This is a genomic window from Erythrobacter sp. JB1-7 (genome assembly GCF_057365015.1).
This window is the reverse complement of the sequence record NZ_CP200291.1, coordinates 2,636,302-2,650,989: the sequence shown is the minus strand read 5'-3', so window position 1 is coordinate 2,650,989 and position 14,688 is coordinate 2,636,302. Positions and strand designations below refer to the sequence as shown.

Here is a 14,688-nt window from a genome sequence, read left to right as displayed (position 1 = left end):
CGGACCGCCCCGCCTCCCCGCCCGTCCACCATATCCTATGGAATCCTTGGTGGACGGGCGGGAGGCGGGCGGTCCGGCCAAGCTCAGGCGGATGCCTGAGCGCACCCAACAAAAGACTCCCCTCATCAAGGATTATCAAACGCGCTTTGAATAGCGCTCAGTTCCCGCACCCCATTCGCGATCAGCACCTGCAACAAAATCCGTGCCTTTTGCGGATTGAGCGCGCGGGCGGCAATAAAGCCGTTCTCCGCATCCTCCGGTTCGCGGTCCACCAGCCCTTCATCAACCCGGCTGGCTCGCACCACAATTGTGCCTTCGCTCGCGCGCTTAACCAAAACCTGGCGCAATCCGTCCGGCATGTTGCCTTCCCCTGCCCCTGCAACAATCACGCCGCGCGTGTCGCCGCCGAGCATGCGCGCGGCATAATCAGCCGGCATGCCAGCACCGATATAAAGGATCGGCACATCAGGCATGGCGAGAGGCGCGCTCATATCTGGCAAAGCATAACGCGCGCCTTCTTCTTCCCGCCACGGATTGCCAAACCATTCGAGCGCGGCGGGCGTCACCAGCCCGACAGAACCGCGCGGAAACCCGCGAAAGGCATCATCGGTGCCGCGCGTGCGTACTTTCCTTGCATCGCGCGCGGCCAAAATCCTGTCGCCCATCACCAGCAATACGCCGCGCCCGCTCGCCTCAGGGTCGCTTGCCACCCGCACGGCATTGACAAAATTGCGCATCCCGTCGCTGCCAACCGCATCGGCAGGCCGCATCGCGCCGACCAGCACCACAGGCTTTGTCGCAGGCACAGTCAGGTCAAGCAGAAACGCGGTTTCCTCTGCCGTATCGGTGCCATGGGTGATCACAATGCCATCAATCGCTGGATCGCCCACCGCGCGGGCGATCCCCGCGTGCAGCTTTGCCCACACCGCAGGGCCGATATCTTCTGACCCGATATTGGCGATCTGTTCGCCGGAAAGCTGCGCCGACAAACAAAAGGCGCGCACTTGTTCCAGCCAATCGGCAATGGCAATCTGGCCGGGGCGATATTCGTGGCGCGTGGGCGATCCGGCCATCCCGGCAATGGTGCCGCCGGTCGCCAAAACACAAAGATGAGGTGTCGTCATGAAAGCGCGCTTTACTCTTTTTGAAAATTCCGCACCACTCAGCAATTGATTTTGAACCATTTGCCGCTAGATATCGCTCCACCCGGCGGGAAAAATCCCCGCCAATGGCCGTGGGGCGATTAGCTCAGTTGGTAGAGCATCTCGTTTACACCGAGAGGGTCGGCAGTTCGAGCCTGTCATCGCCCACCACGTTTCATTGCATTGCAATCAAAGGCTTGCGCCCGCGTTTACTCAGCAAGCGCCTCTTTCACAGCGGCAATCGCGTCTTCGCTATCCCATTCATATCCGCCTGCAACGCGCAGCAATTCCTTGCCATCGGCATCGAACAAAATGGTAAGCGGCAGCGCGCCCGCTTCGCCAAATTCTGCCGCCATATTGGCTTGCGGGTCGAGCCAGGGCTCCAGCCGCTCAAAGCCCTTATCTGCAAAAAACGGCTCCACCACTTCAGCTCCGCGCATGTCCTGACTGATGGTGATGACCCGCACTTCGCCTTCTAGCTCGCCCGCCAGCGCATCTAGAGTCGGCATTTCGATCACGCACGGCGCGCACCATGTCGCCCACAGATTGAGCAATACCGGCTGATCCATCGCGCCAAGATCCAGCGTTTCCCCCGCAGGGTTTTCAAAGGTGAGCGCAGGCAGCTCAGTCCCTGCAAAAGCGCGCACAATCTTGCCCGGTATCTGCGGCGGGGGCGGCGGGGCTGCACTATCGCTATTGCCGGCCGAAGCAGCGCTTTCTTGCGCCGCGTCGCCAGCGCCACTATCGCAGCCTGCAAGCGCGAACGCAGCCAAAGTGACGAAAGCAAATAAACGAGACATGAGCGACTCCAAAAACACCATGTGGGGCGGCAGGTTCGCTGACGGGCCTAGCGCGATCATGCGCGAAATCAATGCCTCAATCCCGTTTGATAAAGCGCTGTGGCGCGAAGATATCGCCGCATCCAAAGCGCACGCCGCCATGCTGGCAGCACAGGGCATTGTCAGCGCAGATGATGTCGCCGCGATCACCGGCGGGCTCGATCAGATCGCTGCCGAATACGAAGCGAACGGGGTGCCCGAAGATTGGGATCTTGAAGACATCCACATGACCACCGAGGCGCGTCTGGCGGAATTGATCGGAGCAGCAGCAGGGCGGCTCCACACCGCGCGCAGCCGCAATGATCAGGTCGCCACCGATTTCAAGATGTGGGTGCGCAGCTCTTGCGATGCGATGGACGAAGGGCTGGCCGGGTTGCAGCGCACTCTGGTCGCGCGCGCTGCCGAACATACAGGCAGTATCATGCCCGGCTTTACCCACCTGCAAACCGCACAGCCCGTCACCTTGGGTCACCACCTGATGGCCTATTACGAGATGATCCGGCGCGACAGAGTCCCGCCTTGCCGATGCCCGGGCACGTTTGAACGAATGCCCGCTGGGATCAGCCGCGCTTGCGGGCACCGGCTTTCCGATTGACCGCGACGCGACGGCGGCCGCGCTTGGTTTTGATGGGCCAACCGCCAATTCACTCGACGCCGTCTCAGACCGCGATTTTGCAATGGATTACCTCCACTGCGCGAGCGTAACCGCGCTGCATCTGTCGCGGCTGGCCGAGGAAATGATTATCTGGGCGAGCCAGCCTTTCGGCTTTATCGCTATGTCCGATAGCCTTTCAACCGGGTCATCCATCATGCCGCAAAAGAAGAACCCCGATGCCGCCGAACTGGTGCGCGGGCATGCGGGCCGCGTGATCGGATGCGCCAATGCTCTGATGATAACGATGAAAGGCCTGCCGCTCGCCTATTCCAAGGATATGCAGGACGATAAGCCGCCCGTCTTCGAAGCCGCCAGCCTGATGACGCTGTCCATCGCGGCAATGACCGGAATGATCGCAGACAGCACGTTCAACACTGCACGCATGCGCGAAGCGGCTGAATTGGGGTATGCCACCGCAACCGACCTTGCCGATTGGCTGGTCACGCAGGCCGACATCCCCTTTCGCGAAGCGCACCATATCACCGGCGCTGCTGTGAAACTGGCTGAGGAACGCGGCCAAGCCCTTGCGCAATTGCCGCTGGCTGATTTGCAGGCCATCGATGCGCGCATTGACGAGCGCGTGTTTGATGCGCTCAGCGTGGATGCCTCGGTTGCTGCGCGTTCAAGCTATGGCGGAACCGCGCCGGTCGAGGTAAGACGGCAGGTAAGCAGCGCGCAGGACGCGCTTGGAGGAGAATAGGACGTGCGCATTCGAAGCATTCACGGTTTAGCCCCCGCTTTGATCGCAAGCGCCGGCCTGCTTGCCGCGTGCGGATCGCGCACGGCGCTGACCCCGCCCGAAGGAGCCAGCCTGCCCGTCGCGCCCGCAGGGGCCAGTGTGCAGCCGACATCCGACGAATTGCTTGAACTCGAAGCGCTGGCCGCGCCCGAACGCAGCGTCGAATTGCGCCGCCGGTCCGAAGAGCGCGAAGACGACCCCTTTGATCTCCCTCCCGAATAAAGCCTGAAACCATGGATCATTTTGCCATCAAAGACGGCGTCATGCACGCCGAAGACGTTCCCTTGCCGCGCATCGCAGATGAAGTCGGCACGCCCGTCTATGTCTATTCGCGCGCCACCTTGGAACGCCATGCGGCGGTCTTCCGCGACGCGCTGGAGGGTGTGCCTGACAAACTCATCGCGTTTGCGGTTAAAGCCAATCCGAACTTGGCTGTGCTCAAAGTGCTTGGAAAACAGGGATACGGGGCGGATTGCGTGTCGGTGGGCGAAATGCGCCGCGCGCTGGCGGCAGGGATCACACCTGACAAAATCGTCTTTTCCGGCGTGGGCAAAACCGCAGCAGAACTGGCAGAAGCATTGGAGGCGGGCATTGGCCAGTTCAACATTGAAAGCGAAGAAGAAGGCCTGGAGCTTGCCGAAATCGCCGCCGAAATGGGGAAGCAAGCGCAATGCGCGCTGCGGATCAATCCCGATGTCGATGCGGGCACGCATGACAAGATCTCCACGGGCAAAGCGGACAACAAATTTGGCGTACCGATCGATCAGGCGGGTCAGATATTCGGCATGCTGGCGGCCAAGCCGGGCGTCAATTTGCGCGGTGTTGCGGTGCATATCGGCAGCCAATTGGGCGATCTTGCCCCGCTGGAGCGCGCGTTTGAAAAACTGGGCGCTCTTGTCGCTTCTTTGCGCGGGGCCGGCCATACGATCACTCATGTCGATCTGGGCGGCGGGCTTGGTGTGCCTTACAAACGCGAAGAAGTGCTGCCATCCCCTGCCGAATATGGCGCGATGGTGGCGCGGGTCACGCGCGATTGGGGTGTGTCGCTGATTTTTGAACCCGGCCGAGTGATCGCAGGCAATGCAGGCGTGCTTCTGACCCGTGTGGTGCGGGTGAAACGCGGGATCAAAGACCCGTTTGTGATTGTCGATGCGGCAATGAATGATCTTGCTCGCCCGGCCCTTTACGGGGCCTATCACGATTTCGTCGCGGTTCAGCCGCGCGGCGCGGATATGACGGCCAATATCGTTGGCCCCATTTGCGAAACCGGCGATACATTCGCGATGGGCCGCCTGACCGACAGGCTGGAAAGCGGCGATCTCGCGGTGTTCCGCACTGCCGGAGCATATGGCGCGACCATGGCGTCCAGCTACAATTCGCGCGGATTTGTCGCCGAAGTGCTGGTTGACGGGGATCGCTATGCGGTGGTCGCAGACCGGATAGCCGCCGCCACCATCATGGATGCAGAACGCGTGCCGGAATGGCTGGATTAAGCGCGCTGTAATGGCCGAAATCGCGAGCCTTCCCCTGTTTCATCAGATCGCCGGGCAATCGGTGCTGGTGCTGGGCGATGGGCCTGCGGCCGAGCCAAAGCGGCGATTGGTGGAGCGCGCAGGCGGCATTGTGGTGGACGACCATGCGCGCGCTGTTGATGAAGGTGTGCGCATTGCCTTTGTCGCGTTCGAAGATGCAAAGGCGTGCGAAGTCGCTGCGATCAATCTGCGCTGTGCAGGGATGATTGTGAATGTGGTCGACCGGCCTGACCTGTGCGATTTTACAACGCCGAGCATTCTGGACCGAGATCCGCTGCTCATCGCCGTTGGCACAGGCGGCGCTTCTGCCGGGCTTGCCAAACATGTGCGGCTGCGGCTGGAGCGGATATTGCCGCAAAGCCTTGGGAAGCTTGCCGATGCTTTGAAAGCGGTTCGCCCTCGGTTGCGGTCCCAGTTGCCCGGTGGAGCTGACCGCCGCCGCGCGATTGATGCGGCTTTGCGCGAAGGCGGCGCGCTTGATGCGCTTGATGAGGCAGCGCACCAGCGGGTGAAGGATTGGGCCGATAGCCTTGGCAATGACGCCGCGCAGGCAGGCGGCGCAGCAGTGGCCGCGTCAAAAGGGGAGCAGAATAGAGCGCCAGATGAGCCGGCAGATGGGGCGGCAGGCGATGCTTTGCCCCCTCGCCCCAACAACAATGACGCACCGCGAGATCGCTGATTTCATTCTCACAAGCGCCGATCCCGAAGACCTGACCCTGCGCCAAGCGCGGATGCTGGGTGAAGCCGATATTGTGTGCACTCACGGCGATGTGAGTGGTCAAATCCTCGCGCGGGCGCGGGCTGATGCGGTTCGTATCCAATGCGACCTGTCCCAGTGCCCCGCCGCGAACGGAGCTGGCGGCATGCCTGCTTGTGCATCGGCAAAGGATGGCGCAGACAGGTATTCTGGCGCGGCTGAGGGTCCGACCGATGGCCAGGCTGGTGGCGCCGCTGAGGTCGCCGCTGGGGCCGCACCTAGTGGCGCGCATTTGGACCCGCACCGCTCGATTGTGATCCTGCGCAGCCCATTTGCCGGTTGACTAACGCGCCGCGTACCATAGCGACCTTGCAAGTTAGCGCGTCGCCTAAGCGGCCTTCGCCAATGGCACTTCGAGCTCTTGGAAATAGCGCGCCATTCCTTCGAGCGATGCATCGCTGAGCGCGATAAAGGCGCGGCGTTTGTCGGAAGGGTCAGCCACCCTTTCAAAGATGCCGCAATCCACCATCTGTTTGAGCCACCGCAGCGCCGTTGTTGCTGGCACAGCTGCGGCTATGCAAAGGCTGGTGACAGAAACTTGCGATTTTTCTGCATGCGCCGCGGCCAGGTCCAGCAGCATATCCCATGCCGGATCGGCAAACAGCTCTGCATCGAAAAACTTCGCGCGCGCCTGCCGGCCTGCGATGATCTGCCGCACAAAGCGTGCATCAGGCAGCGCAGGCGCGGTTGAATTGAACAGCTGCGTCGGCGCGCCATCACCGCCCTCGCCCGAATGTGACGCCGCGCCAAACCCTGCCGCATCGCGCAATCCGGAATGGTCCGACAAACCTTCCAATGTGTTGGCAATCGCTTCGACCTGGCGGGAAAGGTGGAGCAGGTTGAGCCTGTCCTCCTCGCTCATTTCGCGCACGCGGCCATTGGAGAGATTTGCCATTACCTGGCCCACGGCCAGCACCCGTTCTGCCCGGCTGGGCTGGACCAGAATTTGCGGATGCGATTGGTCAAACGCTGCGAACACACCGTCAAGCGCATCAAGCGAAGTCGAGACAATCAGCTGCGCCCCTGTCCGCGCCACCCGCATATCGAGCCGGGTCAAGGCAGCAAGCGTGCCGGTATCCACCACCGGGCAATCAATCATCACAACATCGCCCAGCAGAGCAATCGGGCCAGTCAGCAAGGCATCAATCGTCCCGCCATCAAGCGTGCGAAACCCTGCGCCTGCAAGGTCTTCGCCAATTTCGCGGCGGATCCGGTCCCGATCAGCAAAGATCGCAACGCGGGCCCGCGTCCCTGCGGCATCCTGCGCGGGCATGCCCCAACTGCCGGCCGGATCATCAATCTGATCATCAGCGCCCGGCAGATCGTAAGCAACATCACCAATATCAGAGCCAAAACCTGTATCCATGCCATCCTGTTTCATCGAATCACCTCCACCTGTTAGAAACAGAAGTAGAACAAAACAGGTTCAAGTCAAGAATTTTACCGCTGAACTCTTAATCAACCGAAATAAATCGCGCTCCATTGAACCCTTTTGGCCCATGGTCAGACTACCCTTGTAATGCCGCCATCTGTTTCAACTTCTCAGCCTGCTGAACAGGCAAGTGCGCTGTTCGATGAATTGCTTGTCGTGCTTGCACAGCAAGGCGACCGGGCGGCCTTTGCGCGGCTGTATCAGCGGTGGAACCCGCGTCTGCTGCGCGCGGCGCGGCGGTATACAGGCGAGCCTGATCTGGCCCGCGATCTGGTGCAGGAATGCTGGGTGGGCATTTGGAAGGGGATTGGCAATTTGCGCGATCCGGCCCGCTTTCGCAGCTTTGTTTTTGCCGTGCTGCACCGCCGCGGGGCCGATGCGATTGCGCGCGCGATCAAGGCGCGAAAACAGGCAGATCACTCACACGCAGCGGCCAGCGAACACAGCGCCCCGCCCACGCAGGACACCGCGAGCGCGCTGGCCCAGGCATTTGCCAGCCTGCCCGCCGATCAGCGACTGGCCGCGCATCTGCATTTCGCCGAAGGGCTGACCCTTGTTGAGATTGCCCGCGCCCAATCGATCCCGCTGGGGACAGCCAAAACCCGCCTGTTCCACGCACGGCGCAAGTTGAAGCTTGCCTTGCAGGACTGACTTTGAACACACCGAACTCAAGCTAAAGGAGCCCTAAACATGACAGACGCACCCGATACCCGCATTGCCCAGCAGCTCAGCGATGATGACTGGGCCTTTCTGGAGAGCCTTGAAGATGATCGCGGCATGTTCCAGCAAATCGGCGACAGTTGGAAAGGGCCTTTGGGCGGTTGGGCCAAGCTGATCTTTGCTTTCACCACCGTTCTGGGATTTCTGCTGCTGTTCGTGCTGTGGCAGACAACGCAGACCACCGATCACCCGATCCTGCACGCGATCTGGGCGATTGCCGGGGTCGCTCTGCTCGTCATTATGGGCTTTGCCAAGGAATGGATGTTTGCCCGCATGAACATGCTGACCATTCTGCGCGAGATTAAGCGGCTCCAGGTTCAGGTCGCGATGCTGGCCGAACAGAACGCCAGCGAGACCGCCGATAAGGATGCGAGGTAAGCGCGCTACGGCTGAATGCGGATCGGGGTGCCATCGGGCACAAGCTGCCACAGCTCCCTGATTTCCGCATTGGAAAGCGCGATGCAGCCATCGGTCCAATCGCGCTTTATCGCCCGTCCGCGATATCCATTGGGCTGGCCATGGATAAAGATATCGCCGCCCGCCGAACGGCCCTGACGCGCAGCATAATCGCGATCGCGCATATTGGGATAAGAGATACGCAGGCTCAAGTGATAGCGGCTTTCAGGATTGCGCGCATCGATGTAATACAGCCCCTCGGGCGTGCGTTCATCGCCTTCAAAGCGTTTGTGCCCGCGCGGCGCATCGCCAAAACGCAGCCCGCGATAGGTGCGGATGGGTTTGCCTTTGGAATAGGCGATCAGCATGCGGTCCGATTTATCAACCAGCAGGAAATCGGCAAATTGGCGGGTGATGACCTGCCGAGTGTAAGGATCAAGCGAGCGGTGCGGCGCGCGGGCGTGAGGGGCGCTTTGCGGCCCGCCCGCCTGTGTTTGCCCGGTTTGCCCGCTTTGCCCGCTTTGCACCGGAGTGTTGCGCTGCGTGGGATAGGTCTGGCTTTGATCGGAGGCAGCCGCGCTTGAAAACCCGGCACTCCAAAACACCGCGAAGCCCGCAAACATTGCCAAAACAGCCAAGACAGACTTGAAACCCATTACGCCGGATTTATGCCTTTTGTATCCTTCACCGCAATTGGGTTAGCTGCTGAGCAGGCCAGTAGGAAAGGCTTAAGTTGTAAATTGCGCAGGCCTTGGGGTCAGGATGCATTAGTCCACAAACGGATCGCGCATCAGGATGGTGTCATCGCGTTCCGGACTGGTCGATACCAACGCAACCGGGCACTCGATCAGCTCTTGGACGCGCTGGATGTACTTGATCGCATTGGCAGGCAGATCAGCATAAGACCGCGCACCCACTGTGCTCTGGCTCCAGCCTTCCATTTCCTCATAGATCGGTTCGACCGCTGCCTGATCCGCGGCGTGGCTGGGCAGGTAATCAAGCACATTGCCATTGAGCCGGTATCCGGTGCAAATCTTCACCGTCTCCAGCCCATCGAGCACGTCAATCTTGGTGAGCGCAATGCCTGTAACGCCGCTGATCGAGCAAGTCTGGCGCACCAGCACCGCATCAAACCACCCGACGCGCCGCTGGCGGCCTGTGACGGTGCCGAATTCATGACCGCGCTCCCCGATGCCCTGGCCGATCTCATCGTCAAGCTCGGTTGGGAAAGGGCCGCTGCCCACGCGAGTGGTGTACGCTTTCACAATGCCCAGCACGAAGCCTGTTGAATTGGGGCCAAGCCCGCTGCCTGCCGCCGCTGTGCCGCTGACCGTGTTGGAGCTGGTGACAAAGGGATAGGTGCCGTGATCCACATCGAGCAGAACGCCCTGTGCGCCTTCAAACAGGATCTTCGCGCCTGCTTTGCGCACTTTCTTCAACCGCTTCCAAACGGGCTGCGCAAACCGCAGCACGAACGGAGCAACATCGCGCAGTTCCGCAATCAAGGCCGCGCGGTCCACGGGCGGCTGGTCAAACCCTGCGCGCAGCGCGTCGTGATGCGCGCAAAGCCTGTCTAACTGCGCATCAAGGTCATCAAGATGCGCCAGATCGCACACGCGGATTGCGCGCCTGCCCACTTTGTCTTCGTAAGCCGGGCCAATGCCGCGCCCGGTTGTCCCGATCTTGCCCTTACCTGCCGCGTTTTCGCGCAGGCCATCCAAATCGCGGTGCATCGGCAGGATCAAAGGGCAATTGTCGGCAATCGCCAGATTGTCATCGCTGATCGCGACGCCTTGCGCTTCCAGCTTTTCCACCTCATCGCGCAAAGCCCATGGGTCGAGCACCACGCCATTGCCGATCATGCTCATCGTACCTGACACAATGCCCGATGGCAGCAGCGACAGTTTGAACACATTGCCATCGATCACCAAGGTGTGCCCGGCATTGTGCCCGCCCTGAAAGCGCACCACTGCATCCGCCCGGCTGGCCAGCCAATCGACGATCTTGCCTTTGCCTTCATCGCCCCACTGGGCGCCGATTACGGTGACGTTGGCCATGCTATGCGATTTCCTTGAAACTGGGTCTTAGATCGAAGCGCTCGCGAAGCGCCGCGCGGGGGTTAGGCGCTGGACAAGCGAAGGGCAAGCGCGCGCAGACATGGACCGGTGAAGGCCGTTTTTGCAAAATAGTGAATTTCGGGCAAGTGGCTGAAATTGCAAGAGAACAAAGCAATGCCGCCGAACAAAGTGTAACCTTGTTCATTTTTGCAGCTTCGGCCCCGCAGTGCGCGTATTTTGTCGAGAGTCGCCATCAGAGCCATGCGCATCTATTCGCACATGGCCGGTTATGTAGGAAAGCGCCTGATCTGAGGGGCCTGGGCTTCTCAATCAGCATAAAAGGCCCCCTTTGTAAAAATGCGACATATCCTGCGGCTGATCGGCGGAGAGCAAAGGATCGTTACAAAACGCGACGCTATCGCCAATTGGCACGGATAGGCATTGTGGTATCGCAATAAGACCGCCGCAATGAGAACACCGTAATCAATCTGAGGAAGCCCACCTTGTGTTAAACCGATTGACCGCTGCTTTGGGAACGGGTCTGATGGCCTCTCTTATCATCGGCCCTATCTTTGCCCAGGATCGCGGGTCAGATCGCCCTGCGCGCGAATGTATGCGCGAGATCAGAACGCTGTGCGGGCAGGATGGCCGCCCTAACCGGGCAGATATCCGCAACTGCCTTGCGCAAAAATCAGATCAGTTATCAGACACCTGCGCCCAGCAAGTGCGAGAGCGCGCGCGGGCGCGGCGCGGCGGGAATGCTGACGGGCGCAGCGCTTCTTTTGCCTCAGCAAAGCCCGCCCGCACGCTGTTTTTTGGTTCGCATCCCAGTCAGCAAATTAGCGTCTACACGCCCGGCGATGCAGTCGATGATTTGCCTGTTATCCTGTTTGTCCATGGCGGCGGGTGGTCGATGGGCGACAACAAATATGTGCAGGGCAAACCGGCTTATTACACCGCGCGCGGCATCATCTTTGCGTCAACCGGGTACAGATTGCTGCCCGGCGCGCCTGTCGAAGAACAGGCAAAAGATGTCGGCGCAGCGGTGCAGGCTCTGGTGGGTCAGGCCCAATCTGTCGGGATTGACCGGGAACGCATCGTGTTGATGGGCCACAGCGCAGGCGCGCATCTGGCGGCATTGGTCGCCAGCGATCCGCAATATGCAGGCGATGCGTTTGAGGCGGTGCGGGGCGCGGTGCTGCTCGATGGCGCTGGATACGATATCGCTGCCAATATGGCGGATGCCGGCCCGCGCAGCCGGGATCTGTATCTGCGCGTATTTGGCAATGATGCGGCCCGCCACGCAGCCTTATCGCCCCAAACCCATGTGGGCGGGCGCGATGTGCCAAACTGGCTGGCGCTTTATGTCCAAGAGCGCGATGCATCGCGCAAACAGGCGCAGATGCTGACAAACGCCTTGGTGGAAGCAGGCAGAACGGCGAGCGCGCTGCCCATTGCAGACACGGATCACAGCCGGTTGAACCGCGAAATAGGAACCGATGTAGGCGCCGCGCAGACTGAAGCGATTGACGCGTTTCTGGAAGCAATCCTGAGCTAAGCCAACTCGGCGATTGCGGTCAGGAAAGCTCTGTTACCTCGTCACCGCGCAGCTTATGCGTGCAGCCCAGAGCCGCCGGGTCTTCATCATCGCCAATTTGCGCGCATGTCCGCCAGCCATCCGCCCGCAATTGAGCCGCGCGCACCGGGTCATACCCTTGCGGCAAATAGACCAATTGCCCCGCTTCGGGCGCAGGCGCGGCTTCTGCCAGCCGGTCTGCATAAAGCGTAAATCCGCTTGCCGCTTCGCCCGTGCCGCCAATCATATACGTGCCGCCGCGCCCGGCTGCGCCGCGCACATTGCCCGCATAGATGGTAAAGCCAAACCAGCTTTGATATTCAAACCCGTGCCGCTCTGTCGGATCAAGCGTGATGCGAACATCATCGGGAATGCGCGCCGCGATTGCTTCTAACCCATCAAGCCTGCTCGCCAATGCGCCGCCCGGATCAAGCGCGCGCAGTTTCGGCAGCGCTTCGGCGAATGGCCCGGTGGCATAAAGCAGCGGCAGATACGCCTCGCCGCCCACAGCTTTCAGCCCGCCTGCATCCTTGGTATCCAATTCGCGCCGGATCGCATCCAATGTTTCAGGCGCAAGCGAGCGGTCTTGCGCGCCCAATGTGTCCACCAGATCGGGCAGAGTGAAATCCACCGACAGCCCGGTAAGCCCGGCTGCGCGCAATGCCTCAATCGCCACCGCGACAATCTCACCCGCCGCCGCCGCCGTGTCTGACCCGATCAGTTCGCCGCCCAATTGCAGCCGCTCGCGTGCAGGATCAAGCTGGCTTGCCTGCATTACGGCAGTGTCCCCGCAATAGGCGAGCCGAAGCGGGCGCGGCGCGTCTTTCATGCTGGTTGCAGCGATACGCCCAATTTGCGGCGTGATATCCGACCGCAGCGCCAAAGTGCGCAGGCTGGCCGGGTCTGTCATGCGGAACATGCGGCGCGTTTCCACGCCTTTCATCCGGGCGGCAAGCGAGCTTTCAAATTCGAGCAATGGCGGGCGCACCCGGTCATAACCATGGGCGTGCAGCACATCGAGGCACGCGCGCATGGCAAGGGTGATCGCCTGCGCGGATGCAGGCAGGCGATCCTGAAGCCCTTCGGGAAGGAGATCTGTTGAATTGGTCATTTCGCGAGGGCCCCTAGCCTATCTGCAATCCCCGTGGAAGCGGGGACGCAGATAGGCGTGACTTAAAACACCAGTGCTTTGGCCATATTCACACCTTCGACCGCTTCGGCCTTGGCGATCATATCCTCGCTCAGCGCGTCATCGAGGCTGAGCAGCAACACAGCTTCCCCGCCCGCATCGCGCCGGCCCAGGTTAAACGTGCCGATATTGATGCCATTATCGCCCAGCAGCGTCCCGATGCGGCCGATAAAGCCCGGCTCATCATCATTGACGACATAAAGCATATTGCCATCCAGTTCCGCCTCGATCCCGATACCGAATATCTCAACCAGACGCGGCGCTTCATTGCCGAACAAAGTGCCCGCAACAGAGCGCGGCCCGGCATCGGTTTCCACTGTCACGCGGATAAGGGTTGAGAACGCGCCTTCGCGGTTCTGGCGGATTTCAGACACTTCCAGCCCGCGTTCCTTGGCAAGGAACGGCGCGTTGACCATGTTCACCGTATCGGAATACCGCCGCATAAAGCCTGACAGAACCGCCCCTGTGATCGGCTTGCCATTCAATTCAGAGGCTGCGCCTTCGCGTTCGATGCTGATTTTGGTCAAGCTGCCATGCGCCAATTGCCCGACAAGGCTTCCCAGCTTTTCCGCCAGCGCCATATAGGGTTTCAATTTGGGTGCTTCTTCGGCGGAAAGCGATGGCATGTTGAGCGCATTGGTCACTCCGCCATTGACGAGGTAATCGGCCATTTGCTCGGCGACTTGCAGCGCGACATTGACCTGCGCTTCGGTGGTGGATGCGCCCAGATGCGGGGTGCAGATGAAATTGGGCGCGCCAAACAGGGCGTTTTCCTTGGCCGGTTCTTCGGCGAACACATCCAATGCAGCGCCGGCCACTTGCCCATTTTCAAGGCAGTCTTTCAAGGCCACCTCGTCAACCAATCCGCCGCGCGCGCAATTGACGATGCGGATGCCCGGTTTTGCATTTTCCAGCCGCTCGCGGCTCAAAATATTGCGCGTTTCGTCGGTCAACGGGGTGTGGAGCGAGACGAAATCAGCCCGGCTGAGGAGCGTATCGAGATCAACTTTCTCAACGCCCATTTCTACCGCACGGTCCTCGGTCAGGAAGGGATCGTAAGCGACCACTTTCATTTTCAGACCCAAAGCGCGCGAGGCAAAGATCGAACCGATATTTCCCGCGCCGATCAGGCCAACCGTCTTGCCGGTGACCTCCACGCCCATAAAGTCTTTCTTGGGCCATTCGCCCGCTTGCGTGCGCGCATTGGCAGCCGGGATCTGGCGAGCGAGCGCCATCAGCATGGCAATCGCGTGTTCAGCCGTGGTGATCGAATTGCCGAACGGCGTGTTCATCACAACCACGCCTTTGCCGCTGGCATAGGGGATATCGACATTGTCGACACCGATGCCGGCCCGGCCGATGACTTTCAAATTGGTCGCCGCATCAAGAATGGCAGGCGTGACTTTGGTGGAGGACCGGATTGCGAGCCCGTGATAATCGCCGATACGCGCGGCGAGTTCTTCAGGGCTTTCACCAGTGATTACGTCAACTTCGCAGCCGCGCTCTTCAAAAATGCGCGCAGCGTTGGGGTCCATCTTGTCGGAAATGAGTACTTTGGGTTTGGTCATGGAAAACACTTTCGTCATCCCAGCGAAAGCTGGGATCGCTATCAAATAGATTGGAAACAGTGGCGAGCGATCCCCGCCTTCACGGG

Annotated in this window: 14 protein-coding genes, 1 tRNA gene and 1 pseudogene; 9 read left to right on the top strand and 7 right to left on the bottom strand. The window is 60.4% G+C overall.

The window, feature by feature from the left end; genetic code table 11:
- Positions 1-125 precede the first annotated feature (125 nt).
- Positions 126-1,124, bottom strand: a complete 999-nt coding sequence (locus AC0V6W_RS12860; RefSeq protein WP_486150574.1) for an asparaginase — start codon at positions 1,122-1,124, stop codon at positions 126-128.
- A gap of 113 nt (positions 1,125-1,237) precedes the next feature.
- On the opposite strand from AC0V6W_RS12860, the gene AC0V6W_RS12855 reads away from it, so the two are divergent.
- Positions 1,238-1,313, top strand: a tRNA-Val gene (locus tag AC0V6W_RS12855).
- Positions 1,314-1,351: 38 nt separating this feature from the next.
- Here AC0V6W_RS12855 and AC0V6W_RS12850 read toward each other — a convergent pair.
- Positions 1,352-1,942 carry a TlpA family protein disulfide reductase gene (locus tag AC0V6W_RS12850; protein WP_486150572.1) on the bottom strand — a complete coding sequence of 197 codons (591 nt, stop codon included), beginning with the start codon at positions 1,940-1,942 and terminating at the stop codon, positions 1,352-1,354.
- 19 nt (positions 1,943-1,961) lie between these two features.
- Here AC0V6W_RS12850 and argH point away from each other — a divergent pair.
- The 5 genes and pseudogenes from argH to AC0V6W_RS12825 all read left to right on the top strand — a co-directional run bounded on the left by argH (position 1,962) and on the right by AC0V6W_RS12825 (position 5,947).
- Positions 1,962-3,336, top strand: a pseudogene (gene argH / locus AC0V6W_RS12845) (argininosuccinate lyase).
- Positions 3,337-3,339: 3 nt separating this feature from the next.
- Positions 3,340-3,597, top strand: coding sequence for a hypothetical protein (locus AC0V6W_RS12840; RefSeq protein ID WP_486150570.1), 258 nt, complete (start codon positions 3,340-3,342; stop codon positions 3,595-3,597).
- An 11-nt stretch (positions 3,598-3,608) separates the two neighbouring features.
- Positions 3,609-4,868, top strand: a complete 1,260-nt coding sequence (gene lysA / locus AC0V6W_RS12835; protein WP_486150568.1) for a diaminopimelate decarboxylase — start codon at positions 3,609-3,611, stop codon at positions 4,866-4,868.
- Between the two features lie 10 nt (positions 4,869-4,878).
- On the top strand, positions 4,879-5,586 hold the full coding sequence (locus tag AC0V6W_RS12830) for a precorrin-2 dehydrogenase/sirohydrochlorin ferrochelatase family protein (RefSeq protein WP_486150566.1): 708 nt from the start codon (positions 4,879-4,881) through the stop codon (positions 5,584-5,586).
- The gene (locus AC0V6W_RS12825; RefSeq protein WP_486150564.1) at positions 5,564-5,947 is read left to right on the top strand and encodes a hypothetical protein; all 384 of its coding nucleotides are present in this window, start codon (positions 5,564-5,566) and stop codon (positions 5,945-5,947) included. Before AC0V6W_RS12830 ends, AC0V6W_RS12825 begins: the two co-directional genes overlap by 23 nt.
- 45 nt (positions 5,948-5,992) lie before the next feature.
- On the opposite strand, the gene AC0V6W_RS12820 is transcribed toward AC0V6W_RS12825, so the two are convergent.
- Positions 5,993-7,045: a MarR family transcriptional regulator gene (locus tag AC0V6W_RS12820; RefSeq protein ID WP_486150562.1), complete on the bottom strand. Its 1,053-nt coding sequence runs from the start codon at positions 7,043-7,045 to the stop codon at positions 5,993-5,995.
- 138 nt (positions 7,046-7,183) lie between these two features.
- Between AC0V6W_RS12820 and AC0V6W_RS12815 the strand changes: the two genes are divergently transcribed.
- Together AC0V6W_RS12815 and AC0V6W_RS12810 are read left to right on the top strand one after the other, a co-directional pair.
- Positions 7,184-7,747: an RNA polymerase sigma factor gene (locus AC0V6W_RS12815; protein ID WP_486150560.1), complete on the top strand. Its 564-nt coding sequence runs from the start codon at positions 7,184-7,186 to the stop codon at positions 7,745-7,747.
- Positions 7,748-7,786: 39 nt separating this feature from the next.
- Entirely contained in the window at positions 7,787-8,194 is a 408-nt protein-coding gene (locus AC0V6W_RS12810) for a DUF6768 family protein (protein ID WP_486150558.1), read from the top strand.
- Positions 8,195-8,199: 5 nt separating this feature from the next.
- On the opposite strand, the gene AC0V6W_RS12805 is transcribed toward AC0V6W_RS12810, so the two are convergent.
- Positions 8,200-8,868: a L,D-transpeptidase family protein gene (locus AC0V6W_RS12805; protein WP_486150556.1), complete on the bottom strand. Its 669-nt coding sequence runs from the start codon at positions 8,866-8,868 to the stop codon at positions 8,200-8,202.
- Between the two features lie 111 nt (positions 8,869-8,979).
- Positions 8,980-10,269, bottom strand: coding sequence for an adenylosuccinate synthase (locus tag AC0V6W_RS12800; protein ID WP_486150554.1), 1,290 nt, complete (start codon positions 10,267-10,269; stop codon positions 8,980-8,982).
- Positions 10,270-10,813: 544 nt separating this feature from the next.
- Between AC0V6W_RS12800 and AC0V6W_RS12795 the strand changes: the two genes are divergently transcribed.
- A complete protein-coding gene (locus tag AC0V6W_RS12795; RefSeq protein WP_486150552.1) occupies positions 10,814-11,827 on the top strand; it encodes an alpha/beta hydrolase in 1,014 nt (337 codons plus the stop codon).
- Positions 11,828-11,846: 19 nt separating this feature from the next.
- Here the strand turns inward: AC0V6W_RS12795 and AC0V6W_RS12790 are convergent, their stop codons facing one another.
- Both AC0V6W_RS12790 and serA read right to left on the bottom strand, forming a co-directional pair.
- Positions 11,847-12,956, bottom strand: a complete 1,110-nt coding sequence (locus tag AC0V6W_RS12790; protein ID WP_486150550.1) for an ATP phosphoribosyltransferase regulatory subunit — start codon at positions 12,954-12,956, stop codon at positions 11,847-11,849.
- Positions 12,957-13,018: 62 nt separating this feature from the next.
- On the bottom strand, positions 13,019-14,602 hold the full coding sequence (gene serA, locus AC0V6W_RS12785; RefSeq protein WP_486150548.1) for a phosphoglycerate dehydrogenase: 1,584 nt from the start codon (positions 14,600-14,602) through the stop codon (positions 13,019-13,021).
- Between the last annotated feature and the right edge of the window lie 86 nt (positions 14,603-14,688).